Origin of the sequence: Pseudomonas sp. HMWF021, from assembly GCF_003061005.1 — a bacterium.
GTDB lineage: Bacteria > Pseudomonadota > Gammaproteobacteria > Pseudomonadales > Pseudomonadaceae > Aquipseudomonas.
The window spans coordinates 15,631-26,674 of record NZ_QAIK01000034.1; the positions used below are offsets into that span (position 1 = coordinate 15,631).

The window sequence follows — 11,044 nt, forward strand, 5'->3', positions numbered from 1 at the left end:
CGAAAACCAGTGCCGACGCGGTGCTGCTGTCTAACCGCCTCGACGCGCTGGTGCAGGCGTTCACACTGGCGCGGCGCACCCGTCGGGTAATCATCGAGAACCTGCTGTGGGCGGCGCTGTACAATGGCCTCATGTTGCCGTTCGCCGCCCTCGGCTGGATCACCCCGGTGTGGGCCGCGGTCGGCATGTCGATCAGTTCGTTGACCGTGGTGCTCAACGCCCTGCGCCTGACTCGCCTGCCGAGCGCGCCGGTTGCCGGCGCCCGTTCAGAAACCCGCCCGCTGCCGGCTTGAGCCGCTCGGGCCTGGAGTACCGATGCCAGCTCTCTACGTGATGATCCCGGCCGCCCTGCTGATCGTGGCCATCGCCGTGTACATTTTCTTCTGGGCGGTGGACAGCGGGCAGTACGACGACCTCGACGGCCCGGCTCACAGCATCCTGTTCGACGATCAGGACCCGAACCACACCGCCGCCGTGGACGAAGTCAAAGCCGACAAACCGCAGGACAAGGCGCCGCCCCATGCTTGAGCTGGCGCCGCTGCTGGTTTCCGCGCTGATCCTCGGCCTGCTCGGCGGCGGGCATTGCCTGGGCATGTGCGGCGGCCTGATGGGCGCGCTGACCCTGGCGATTCCCAAGGAGCAGCGCAGCCGACGCTTTCGTCTGTTGCTGGCGTACAACCTCGGTCGGATTCTCAGTTACGCGACCGCCGGTTTGCTGATCGGCCTCGCCGGCTGGGCGGTAGCGAACAGCCCGGCGGCGATGGTCATGCGCATCCTCGCCGGGTTGCTGCTGATCGCCATGGGCCTGTATCTGGCCGGTTGGTGGAGCGGATTGACCCGCATCGAAAGTCTCGGTCGCGGACTGTGGCGTTACATTCAGCCGCTGGCCAATCGGCTGCTGCCGGTATCGAGTCTGCCCCGTGCGTTATTGCTCGGCGCGCTGTGGGGCTGGCTGCCGTGCGGACTGGTTTACAGCACGCTGCTGTGGTCGGCGAGCCAGGGCAATGCGCTGGACAGTGCGTTGTTGATGCTGGCGTTCGGGTTGGGGACGTGGCCGGTGCTGCTGGCGACGGGGCTGGCGGCGGAGCGGGTGACCGCACTCTTGCGCAAACGCAGCGTGCGCGTGGCTGGGGGGGGGCTGGTGATTGTGTTCGGGATATGGACTTTGCCGGGGCCGCATCAGCATTGGTTGATGGGCCATTAACAGCAAAAGATCGCAGCCTGCGGCAGCTCCTACAGGGATATTCATTCCAAAATGCAGGAGCTGCCGAAGGCTGCGATCTTTTGCTCTTATGCTCTTGATGCAAATCAACAGCCCCGTCGCCGCACCCCGATAGACTCGCCACACTGCCAGCCTATCCGGGGGAATGCCCGCATGCTCGACGCCATTCGTTGGGACACTGATCTGATCCGCCGCTACGACCTGGCGGGGCCGCGCTATACCTCGTACCCGACGGCCGTGCAATTCAACAGTCAGGTCGGCACGTTCGACCTGTTCCATGCCCTGCGCGACAGCCGCAAGGCCCAGCGCCCGTTGTCGCTGTATGTGCACGTGCCGTTCTGTGCGAACATTTGCTACTACTGCGCCTGCAACAAGGTCATCACCAAGGATCGCGGGCGTGCACAGCCGTATCTGCAACGGCTGGAGCAGGAAATCCAGTTGATCGCCTGCCATCTGGAGCCGACGCAGAAAGTCGAGCAGCTGCACTTCGGCGGTGGCACCCCGACCTTTCTCAGCCACGACGAACTGCGGCAGCTGATGGCGCACCTGCGCAAACACTTCAATCTGCTGGATGACGATTCCGGTGACTACGGCATCGAGATCGACCCGCGCGAGGCCGACTGGTCGACCATGGGCCTGCTGCGCGAACTGGGTTTCAACCGGGTCAGCATTGGCCTGCAGGATCTGGATCCGGCGGTACAACGGGCGGTCAATCGCCTGCAAAGCCTGGAAGAAACCCGCGCGGTGATCGACGCGGCGCGCACCCTGCAGTTCCGCTCGATCAACATCGATCTGATCTACGGCCTGCCCAAGCAGACCCCGGAAAACTTCGCGCGTACCGTCGAAGAAGTCATCAGCCTGCAACCGGACCGGCTCTCGGTGTTCAATTATGCGCACCTGCCCGAGCGCTTCATGCCGCAGCGGCGGATCAACAGCCATGAGCTGCCGAGCCCGGCGCAGAAACTGGAAATGCTGCAGCGCACCATCGAGCAACTGACCGCCGCCGGTTACCGCTACATCGGCATGGATCACTTCGCCCTGCCCGACGATGAGCTGGCGATCGCTCAGGAAGAGCAGACCCTGCAGCGCAACTTCCAGGGTTACACCACCCATGGGCATTGCGACCTGATTGGTCTCGGGGTGTCGGCGATCAGCCAGATCGGTGACCTGTACTGCCAGAACAACAGCGACCTGAACCAGTACCAGAACACCCTCGCCGCCGCGCAACTGGCGACCAGCCGTGGCCTGGTGTGCAACGCCGACGATCGCCTGCGCCGCGCGGTGATCCAGCAACTGATCTGCAATTTCAGCCTGGAATTCGCCGAGATCGAGCAAGCGTTCAACATCGATTTTCAGGGTTATTTCGGCGCGCTGTGGCCGCAACTGCAAGGCATGGCCAACGATGGACTGATCAGCCTGGAGCGCGAGCGCATCGAAGTGCTGCCAGCCGGACGCCTGCTGGTGCGCTCGGTGTGCATGGTATTCGACGCGTATCTGGAACAGCAGAACCGTCAGCGTTTTTCGCGAGTGATCTAGTTTTTGGTCAGCAACGAGCCGAGTTTGAGGTTTTGCTCGGAGGTGAGGCCCGACTGGTCCATGACTTTGGACAAAGCAAGATTGGCGCTGATCAGGCCCGTGTTCAATGCGGCGATGGCGCCGCGCAGGGCAGCGAGCATGTTGACCTTTTCTTCGTTGGTCAGCCGTTTGTCGGTCATGACGGCGGCCATCCGGGCTTTCTTTTCAGCGATCTCTTTTTGCAGCTTGCGGATCATCTTCAGCAACTGCTGGACGTTCTCCGGCAAGCCACTGTCTTCGATGTCGCTGTTCTCGCCCCCGGCGCTGAAGGCTTTTTCAATGGAGGCATTGGAGAGCGACACTTTGACGCCCTCGACCAAGGTCGGGGTTGCCAACGGCGCAGAGTCGACGCCTTGCTCATCGCCGGCGCTCGTCCGGGCCGGGTTCGACATAGACGCAACGCCGCTGTTACCGGGGTTCAGCGTGTCAATGGCGGCCATCGAGCGGTTCCTTGCATGCGTGTTGATACCTGTTTATCGGCCACTTGCCCTGCGGCTTTACGCCCGTGGGACAAACTCGCCACAGGCTGGCCTGAACGTCCTCCCGTGGGTTACCCTTACGGCTTATGTGTGTTTTCCCACAAGGATTTAAGAAATGTCCGAGCCAGTCAAACTGCGCGCTCACAACCAGGCCCATTGCAAGGATTGCAGCCTGGCCCCTCTCTGCCTGCCACTTTCTCTGAATCTGGAAGACATGGATGCGCTGGACGAAATCGTTAAACGTGGCCGCCCGTTGAAAAAGGGCGAATTCCTGTTTCGTCAGGGCGACACTTTCGATTCCGTTTATGCAGTACGCTCCGGCGCCCTGAAAACCTTCAGCCTGAGCGACAGCGGCGAAGAACAGCTCACTGGTTTCCACCTGCCGAGCGAACTGGTCGGCCTGTCCGGCATGGACACCGAGAAACACCCGGTGTCGGCCCAGGCGCTGGAAACCACCTCGGTCTGCGAAATTCCGTTCGAACGCCTCGATGAACTGGCCCTGCAACTGCCGCAGCTGCGCCGTCAGTTGATGCGGGTGATGAGCCGCGAGATTCGTGACGATCAGCAAATGATGCTGCTGTTGTCGAAAAAAACCGCCGACGAGCGCATCGCCACGTTCCTGGTCAACCTGTCGGCCCGCTTCCGCGCTCGCGGGTTCTCGGCCAACCAGTTTCGCCTGAGCATGTCGCGCAACGAAATCGGCAACTACCTGGGCCTGGCGGTGGAAACCGTGTCCCGGGTGTTCACCCGCTTCCAGCAGAACGAATTGATCGCCGCCGAAGGCAAGGAAATCCATATCCTCGATCCGATCCAGCTCTGCGCGCTGGCCGGCGGCTCGCTGGAAGGCTGATCTCGATCCGCGGTTGAGCGAAGCGTTTCAGCCGCGGGTATACTGCGCCGTTTGCAGCCCTGCCAGGACACCCCGACGATGGTCTTCGACTCCTTCGACATCAAATCCCTGATCCGCCCCGTGATCGACTTTCCAAAACCGGGCGTGATCTTTCGCGACATCACCCCGCTGTTCCAGTCGCCCAAGGCCCTGCGCCTGGTGATGGACAGCTTCGCCCACCGCTATGTGGAAGCCGACTTCACCCACATCGGCGCGATGGATGCGCGCGGCTTCCTGATCGGTTCGGTGCTGGCTTACCAGTTGAACAAGCCGCTGGTGCTGTTTCGCAAGCAGGGCAAACTGCCGGCGGACGTACTGGCCGAAGGTTACGCGACCGAGTACGGCGAAGCGTTCCTGGAAGTGCACGCCGACAGCCTGTGTGAAGGCGATTCGGTGGTGATGTTCGATGACCTGATTGCTACCGGCGGCACGCTGATCGCCGCGGCCAACCTGATCCGCCGCATGGGCGCGCGGGTGCATGAAGCAGCGGCGATCATTGATCTGCCGGAGTTGGGGGGGTCGCAGCGTCTTGAGGACATGGGGATTCCTACTTTCTGTCTGACGCAGTTTGCTTTGACTGATAAATAGTAAAGATCAAAAGATCGCAGCCTTCGGCAGCTCCCACAGGGGGATGTGCGTTTCCCTGTAGGAGCTGCCGAAGGCTGCGATCTTTTGCTTTTAAAGCCCCATCTGCTTGCTGATGATCTCGTTCATCACCTCCCGCGTCCCGCCGCCAATCGACAGAATGCGGTTATCGCGATACAGCCGCTCCACCAGACTTTCGCGCATGTAACCCAGGCCGCCGAGAATCTGCACCGCTTCACTGGTGATCCGGTCCGAAGTGTCCGTGGCAACGTTCTTGGCCATGGAAATCTCCTTGATCACGCTCTGCCCCGCCGCCATTTTCGCTGCTTGCCGGTAGGTGAATTCCCGCGACACTTCCAGCACCGTGGCCATCTCCGCCAACCGGTGCTTGATCACCTGAAACTTGCCGATCGGTTTGCCGAACGCCTCACGCTCCCGCGCCCAGTTCAGGGCTTCTTCGAGGGCCAGCTGTGAAGTCATGTTGGCCATCAGCGCCAGCGCCAGCCGTTCGCTCTGGAAATTGCCCATGATGCAGGCAAACCCCATGTTCTCGCCGCCGATCAGATTGCCCACAGGCACCCTGCAATCGTCGAAGAACAGTTCAGCGGTGTCCGAGGCCCACCAGCCCATTTTCTTCAGCTGGCGGCCGACGGTGAAGCCTGGGGCGCCCTTCTCGATCAACAGCAGGCTGATGCCGCCGAAACCCGGCGCGCCGGTGCGCACTGCGACAGTGTAGTAATCGGCACGTACGCCGCTGGTGATGAAGGTTTTGCTGCCGCTGACACGATAGAAGTCGCCGTCACGCACGGCGCGGGTCTGCAGGTTGGCAACGTCGGAACCGCCGCCGGGTTCGGTAATCGCCAACGCGCTGATCTTTTCGCCGCTGAGCACTTGCGGCACCACGCGCTCGCGCACTTCGGGCCGGGCCCATTTGACGATCGGGGGCAGGCCGATATCCAGCGAACCCAGCCCGGCGACCAGGCCGCCGGAGCCGCAGCGCATCAGCTCTTCGCTGGCGGCGACCTTGGCGAACAGATCACCCTCGTGGCTGCCACCCAGCGCTTCGGGGTAGCCGATGCCGAGAATTCCCGCCGCCCCGGCCTTCAGGTACAGCTCACGGGGGAAGTTTTCGGCTTCTTCCCACGCATCGATGTCTGGCAGGATCTCGCGCTCGACGAAACGTCTGACGCTGTCGCGGACCATTTGGTGGCTGGGATCGAAATATTCCTGGAAGGCAGGCATCGGCGAACTCCAACGAAGGGTTGGCCGACGTTAACCGAGCGCTTGCTTGGTTTTCAATATGTTTGTGTGAATCAGTTAGACCGAGGCGCCCCATTCGCGAGCAAGCCCGCTCCCACAGGTTTGTTTGGTGTGCACAATTTTTGTGAACGACCGCAATCACTGTGGGAGCGGGCTTGCTCGCGAAGGCGTCGGTTCAGACACCCTGTAACTCAGAGGGAAATCGGTTTACGCCCGGCAAACGAATGCGCCAGCGTGCCGCCATCCACCAGCTCCAGCTCCCCACCCAGCGGCACACCGTGAGCAATCCGCGAGGCGATCAGGCCTTTGTTCTGCAACAACTGAGCGATGTAATGCGCCGTGGCTTCACCCTCCACCGTCGGATTGGTGGCGAGGATGACCTCGGTAAAGCTGCCCGCCTCTTCGATCCGCGCCATCAACTGCGGAATACCAATGGCTTCCGGCCCCAAGCCGTCGAGCGGCGACAGATGGCCCTTGAGCACGAAGTAGCGGCCACGGAAACCGGTCTGCTCCACTGCATAGACGTCCATCGGCCCTTCCACCACGCACAGCAGCGTGTCGTCGCGGCGCGGATCGGCGCATTGCGGGCATAGATCGTCTTCGGTCAGCGTGCGGCACTGACGGCAGTGACCAACCCCTTCCATGGCCTGGCTCAGAGCTTGGGCCAAGCGCGTGCCGCCGCTGCGATCACGCTCGAGCAACTGCAACGCCATGCGCTGGGCGGTTTTCTGACCCACGCCCGGCAAGGTGCGCAGGGCGTCGATCAGTTGGCGAATCAAAGGGCTGAAGCTCATGGGTAAAAAGTCCGACAAAACAACGAGACGCGGTTTATACCCGCGCCTCCGGCCAGCGTCAAATGCTCAGTCCTGGGCAACCTTCACCACCAGTTTGCCGAAGTTGCGCCCTTCCAGCAGACCGATAAACGCTTCGGGCGCCTGCTCCAGGCCTTCGACCACATCTTCGCGGAACTTGACCTTGCCGTCGCGCACCCACGGCACCATGTGGCTGATGAATTCCGGTTGGCGGTCACCATAATCGTCAAAGACGATGAAGCCCTGAATCCGCACACGTTTGGTCAGCAAAGTGCGTTGCAGCATCGGCAGGCGATCCGGGCCTTTCGGCGCTTCAGAGGCGTTGTAGCCCGCAATCAACCCGCACAGCGGGATCCGCGCCTTGGGGTTGAGCAACGGCACCACGGCATCGAACACATGCCCGCCGACGTTCTCGTAATAGATGTCGATACCGTTCGGGCAAGCCTTGGCCAGTTGTTCGGCAAAGTCCGGCGCCTTGTGATCGATGCAGGCATCAAAACCCAGTTCTTCGACCACGTATTTGCATTTGTCGGCACCACCGGCCACACCGACGGCGCGCAGGCCTTTGATCTTCGCGACCTGACCGACCACCGAGCCGACCGCTCCGGATGCAGCGGCAACCACCAGGGTTTCGCCCTCCTTCGGCTGACCGATGTCCATCAGGCCCATATAAGCGGTCATCCCCGGCATGCCCAGCACACCGAGGGCCATCGACGGGCTCGGCAGGCCGGACGGGATGGGAATAATGTTGCGCCCGTCGCTGATGCTGTGGCTTTGCCAGCCAGTGGCGCCGACCACCAGATCGCCCTTGTGGAATTTGGGATGACGGGAATTTTCGACTCGGCTGACAGCCCCGCCGGTCATCACTTCGCCGATCTGTACCGGTGCGGCGTAGGACGGTGCGTCACTCATGCGCCCGCGCATGTACGGGTCGAGCGACAGGTACAGGGTTTTGAGCAGCACCTGGCCATCTTCGAGATCCGGCAAGGCTTCGCGCTCCAGACGGAAGTTTTCCGGGGTCGGCGCGCCTACCGGACGCGAGGCGAGAACGAAGCGTTGGTTGAGGGTCAGAGGGTCGGACATGTCAGCGTCTCCTGTGAATGATGAATTCGGGGGTATAGGGAGCAGACCTTGGTGACATCACAGCGTTCGATGTTTCGACACTGCACGCGATTCATGTAGGAGCTGCGGCACGCTGCGATCTTTTGATCTTTATTTGTAAAAAAACAGAATCAAAAGATCGCAGCCTCGTTTCACTCGACAGCTCCTACAGGGGGTTGTGCCTGAGAACAGAAACAAAAATGCCAGGCGCAATGCCTGGCATTTTGTGTAGCTCATCCAACCCGCATTGGCGAATCAGAATGGCAGTTTCATACCCGCTGGCAGGTTCATGCCGGCGGTCATGCTGCCCATTTTTTCCTGGCTGTTGGCTTCGATCTTGCGCACGGCGTCGTTGACGGCGGCGGCGACCACGGCTTCGAGCATTTCCTTGTCGTCTTCGCTCAGGCCTTCAACCAGGCTTGGGTCGATGCTGACGCTTTTCACGTCATGACGACCGGTCATCACCACGGTGACCATATCGCCACCGGCCTTGCCGGTGACTTCGGCGTTGGCCAGTTCTTCCTGCATCTTGGCCATTTTTTCCTGCATCTGCTGCGCCTGCTTCATCAGGCCGGCCATGCCACCTTTCATCATGGGAATCACCTCAAAAGTACTTGGATCAAAACAGCGCCCGGCGCATAACGCCGAACGCCCTCAGTTATTAGCCTTGGGCGACCAAGGCATCGACAGGTTCAATAGTATCGTGTCGCACCACCGCACCGAACTGCTGAACCATCTGCTGGATGAACGGATCACCGTGGATCGATTCCTCCGCCTCGCGCTGACGGTTGGCCCGACGACGGGACGCGGCCTGGGCCGGGGTTTCCTGCTCGGGCTTGATCAGTTCGATGGTCAGGGTCAGCGTGCGGCCGTGGAACTGGTTCAACGCATCGTTCAGACGCCGCTGTTGCGTGGCGTTGAACAGCGCGCTGTGCGCCGGGTCCAGGTGCATCAGCCAATGGTCGCCATCAACCGCGATCAGCGTGCAGTTGGCGGCGATACTGCCGGTCATGCCGGAGATCGGCAATTGCGGGAACAGCTCCAGCCATTGCAACGCCAGACCGGTGGCCGGCGCGGCGGCAGGCTCCGGCTCGGGTTCCGGGGCCGGCTCGGCGGTGTGTTCGCTGGCCAGATCGTCGAGGTAGCTGTAGGCCGAATCCATGTCCGGCTCAATGTAGTCTTCGTCCAGCGGCGGCTCGTCGTCGAGATCCATGCCGGGTGTAGCGGCATCAACGTCGGCGACCGACGGCTCGGGAATCGGCGCAGCGGCCCACTCCGGCGCATCCGGCACCACGCTGTCCGGGGTCGGCAGCGGCATCGGCGGCAACTCGGGCTGCTCGCCAGCGGTTTCCAGTACCGGCTCGACGGCCGGTTGCTGCGCGGGTTCTGGCTCGGGTTCGGCTTCGACCGGGTCGTTCCACGGCAGGTCGACGACCTCTTCGGCGACGACCGGCTCTGGCTTTGGTTCTGGTTCTGACGCAGCGGCCACCACAGGCGCAGGCGCAGGCGCAGGCTCCGGAGCATGCGCAGCCACCGGTGCCGGTGCTGGCGTCGGCGCAACAGCCGCAGCGACCACCGGCGCAGCTTTCGGCGCGGCAGCCACTGAGTTTGCGGAATCAACTGTGGCCTGGCTGATCCCCACTGGCTTTAGCGGTTGCCTCGGGGCGTCCGCGGTGTCCGCGGGCCGGAAGGCCAGCATCCGCAGCAGCACCATCTCGAAACCGCCGCGCGGATCCGGCGCCAACGGCAAGTCGCGGCGACCAATCAGGCCCATCTGATAGTAGAACTGCACGTCTTCGGCCGGCAGCGCCTGGGCCAGCGCCAACACGCGGTCACGGTCGCCATGGCCGTTGTCGACACCTTCAGGCAATGCCTGGGCGATGGCGACACGGTGCAGCACATTGAGAATTTCCGAGAGTACGCCGTTCCAGTCCGGGCCTTGCTCGGCCAGATGGCGCACGGCTTCGAGCAACGCCTTGGCATCGCCTTCGATAAGCGCGTGCAGAACGTCGAAAACCTGGCCGTGATCCAGCGTGCCGAGCATCGCCCGCACATCGGCGGCCAGCACCTTGCCTTCACCGAAGGCGATGGCCTGATCGGTCAGGCTCATGGCGTCACGCATCGAGCCGTCCGCAGCGCGGCCCAACAGCCACAGCGCGTCGTCTTCGAACGGCACGTTTTCGGCGCCGAGGACGTGGGTCAGATGCTCGACCACGCGCTCGGGCGTCATGTTCTTCAGGGAGAACTGCAGGCAACGCGACAAAATCGTTGCCGGAAGTTTCTGCGGGTCTGTGGTCGCCAGGATGAACTTGACGTACGGCGGTGGCTCTTCGAGGGTTTTGAGCAGCGCATTGAAGGAATGGCTGGAGAGCATGTGCACTTCGTCGATCAGGTAGACCTTGAAGCGTCCACGGCTCGGGGCGTACTGCACGTTGTCGAGCAGCTCGCGGGTGTCCTCGACCTTGGTCCGGCTCGCGGCGTCGATCTCGATCAGGTCGACGAAGCGCCCTTCATCGATTTCACGGCACACCGAGCACTCGCCGCAGGGGCTGGAAGTGATACCTGTCTCACAGTTCAGGCATTTGGCAATGATCCGCGCAATGGTGGTCTTGCCGACCCCGCGCGTCCCGGTGAACAGGTACGCGTGGTGCAGCCGCTGGCTGTCCAAGGCATTGATCAGAGCCTTGAGCACATGGGTCTGGCCGACCATTTCGCGGAACGAGCGCGGACGCCATTTACGTGCAAGAACCTGATAACTCATCGAAAACCGTCGCAACGAAGGAAGCTGAAGCGGCTAATGCTAGCGGAGCAAGGGCAAAATTGCATCCGGTGCGCTCGTCTAATCTGGCTAAGCTGCTGTTGGCGGGGAAATTTCGCTCGGGATCGGGACTCATCGGAGCATTTATGCGTTGGGCCTTGGGAGCATTACTGGGGATCAGTCTGAGCGTGAGCGCGGCCGAACCGCCGCTGCGCTTCGTCGTGGCCGACAGCTGGGCGATGCCGATGGTGCAGCTCGAACACGGTCACCCGACCCAGGGCATTCTCCACGACATCATGCTCAGCCTGGCGACGCAGGTCGGCGTGCCGGCCGAATTTCACGTGCTGCCGCGCACCCGCGTGC

At 62.1% G+C, this 11,044-nt stretch carries 11 protein-coding genes and 2 pseudogenes; 7 read left to right on the plus strand and 6 right to left on the minus strand.

Going from position 1 to position 11,044, the window contains the following annotated elements; translation table 11 throughout:
• From DBR18_RS28675 to hemN, 4 genes and pseudogenes are all read left to right on the plus strand, one after another.
• Nucleotides 1–293: pseudogene (locus DBR18_RS28675) on the plus strand (cbb3-type cytochrome oxidase assembly protein CcoS); the annotation flags it as partial.
• Between the two features lie 22 nt (nt 294–315).
• A complete protein-coding gene (gene ccoS / locus DBR18_RS03720; RefSeq protein ID WP_108589299.1) occupies nt 316–528 on the plus strand; it encodes a cbb3-type cytochrome oxidase assembly protein CcoS in 213 nt (70 codons plus the stop codon).
• Entirely contained in the window at nt 521–1,204 is a 684-nt protein-coding gene (locus DBR18_RS03725) for a sulfite exporter TauE/SafE family protein (RefSeq protein ID WP_108589300.1), read from the plus strand. Before ccoS ends, DBR18_RS03725 begins: the two co-directional genes overlap by 8 nt.
• 171 nt (nt 1,205–1,375) lie before the next feature.
• The gene (hemN, locus tag DBR18_RS03730) at nt 1,376–2,758 is read left to right on the plus strand and encodes an oxygen-independent coproporphyrinogen III oxidase (RefSeq protein WP_108589301.1); all 1,383 of its coding nucleotides are present in this window, start codon (nt 1,376–1,378) and stop codon (nt 2,756–2,758) included.
• On the opposite strand, the gene DBR18_RS03735 is transcribed toward hemN, so the two are convergent.
• Nucleotides 2,755–3,237: a hypothetical protein gene (locus tag DBR18_RS03735; protein WP_108589302.1), complete on the minus strand. Its 483-nt coding sequence runs from the start codon at nt 3,235–3,237 to the stop codon at nt 2,755–2,757. The two genes, hemN and DBR18_RS03735, sit on opposite strands and share 4 nt — an antisense overlap.
• 154 nt (nt 3,238–3,391) lie before the next feature.
• On the opposite strand from DBR18_RS03735, the gene fnr reads away from it, so the two are divergent.
• Both fnr and DBR18_RS03745 read left to right on the plus strand, forming a co-directional pair.
• Entirely contained in the window at nt 3,392–4,126 is a 735-nt protein-coding gene (gene fnr, locus DBR18_RS03740; protein ID WP_003223347.1) for a fumarate/nitrate reduction transcriptional regulator Fnr, read from the plus strand.
• 78 nt (nt 4,127–4,204) lie between these two features.
• Nucleotides 4,205–4,753 carry an adenine phosphoribosyltransferase gene (locus DBR18_RS03745; protein ID WP_003223345.1) on the plus strand — a complete coding sequence of 183 codons (549 nt, stop codon included), beginning with the start codon at nt 4,205–4,207 and terminating at the stop codon, nt 4,751–4,753.
• Nucleotides 4,754–4,843: 90 nt separating this feature from the next.
• On the opposite strand, the gene DBR18_RS03750 is transcribed toward DBR18_RS03745, so the two are convergent.
• The 5 genes from DBR18_RS03750 to dnaX all read right to left on the minus strand — a co-directional run bounded on the left by DBR18_RS03750 (nt 4,844) and on the right by dnaX (nt 10,684).
• Complete coding sequence (locus tag DBR18_RS03750) at nt 4,844–5,992, minus strand: acyl-CoA dehydrogenase family protein (RefSeq protein WP_108589303.1); 1,149 nt, start codon at nt 5,990–5,992, stop codon at nt 4,844–4,846.
• A 209-nt stretch (nt 5,993–6,201) separates the two neighbouring features.
• Nucleotides 6,202–6,804 (minus strand): recombination mediator RecR, encoded by a 603-nt coding sequence (gene recR, locus DBR18_RS03755; protein ID WP_108589304.1) that lies wholly within the window; start codon nt 6,802–6,804, stop codon nt 6,202–6,204.
• A gap of 66 nt (nt 6,805–6,870) precedes the next feature.
• A complete protein-coding gene (locus DBR18_RS03760; RefSeq protein ID WP_108589305.1) occupies nt 6,871–7,905 on the minus strand; it encodes an NADP-dependent oxidoreductase in 1,035 nt (344 codons plus the stop codon).
• A 273-nt stretch (nt 7,906–8,178) separates the two neighbouring features.
• Entirely contained in the window at nt 8,179–8,517 is a 339-nt protein-coding gene (locus tag DBR18_RS03765; protein ID WP_003223337.1) for a YbaB/EbfC family nucleoid-associated protein, read from the minus strand.
• 67 nt (nt 8,518–8,584) lie between these two features.
• Nucleotides 8,585–10,684, minus strand: coding sequence for a DNA polymerase III subunit gamma/tau (gene dnaX / locus DBR18_RS03770; protein WP_108589306.1), 2,100 nt, complete (start codon nt 10,682–10,684; stop codon nt 8,585–8,587).
• A 143-nt stretch (nt 10,685–10,827) separates the two neighbouring features.
• On the opposite strand from dnaX, the pseudogene DBR18_RS03775 reads away from it, so the two are divergent.
• Nucleotides 10,828–11,044 (plus strand): annotated as a pseudogene (locus tag DBR18_RS03775) (amino acid ABC transporter substrate-binding protein); the annotation flags it as partial.

Bases quoted from the DNA above. Each gene is read 5' to 3' on its own strand.
- ccoS (WP_108589299.1), top strand. From the start codon at position 316: ATGCCAGCTCTCTACGTGATGATCCCGGCCGCCCTGCTGATCGTGGCC.
- DBR18_RS03725 (WP_108589300.1), top strand. From the start codon at position 521: ATGCTTGAGCTGGCGCCGCTGCTGGTTTCCGCGCTGATCCTCGGCCTG.
- hemN (WP_108589301.1), top strand. From the start codon at position 1,376: ATGCTCGACGCCATTCGTTGGGACACTGATCTGATCCGCCGCTACGAC.
- DBR18_RS03735 (WP_108589302.1), bottom strand. From the start codon at position 3,237: ATGGCCGCCATTGACACGCTGAACCCCGGTAACAGCGGCGTTGCGTCT.
- fnr (WP_003223347.1), top strand. From the start codon at position 3,392: ATGTCCGAGCCAGTCAAACTGCGCGCTCACAACCAGGCCCATTGCAAG.
- DBR18_RS03745 (WP_003223345.1), top strand. From the start codon at position 4,205: ATGGTCTTCGACTCCTTCGACATCAAATCCCTGATCCGCCCCGTGATC.
- DBR18_RS03750 (WP_108589303.1), bottom strand. From the start codon at position 5,992: ATGCCTGCCTTCCAGGAATATTTCGATCCCAGCCACCAAATGGTCCGC.
- recR (WP_108589304.1), bottom strand. From the start codon at position 6,804: ATGAGCTTCAGCCCTTTGATTCGCCAACTGATCGACGCCCTGCGCACC.
- DBR18_RS03760 (WP_108589305.1), bottom strand. From the start codon at position 7,905: ATGTCCGACCCTCTGACCCTCAACCAACGCTTCGTTCTCGCCTCGCGT.
- DBR18_RS03765 (WP_003223337.1), bottom strand. From the start codon at position 8,517: ATGATGAAAGGTGGCATGGCCGGCCTGATGAAGCAGGCGCAGCAGATG.
- dnaX (WP_108589306.1), bottom strand. From the start codon at position 10,684: ATGAGTTATCAGGTTCTTGCACGTAAATGGCGTCCGCGCTCGTTCCGC.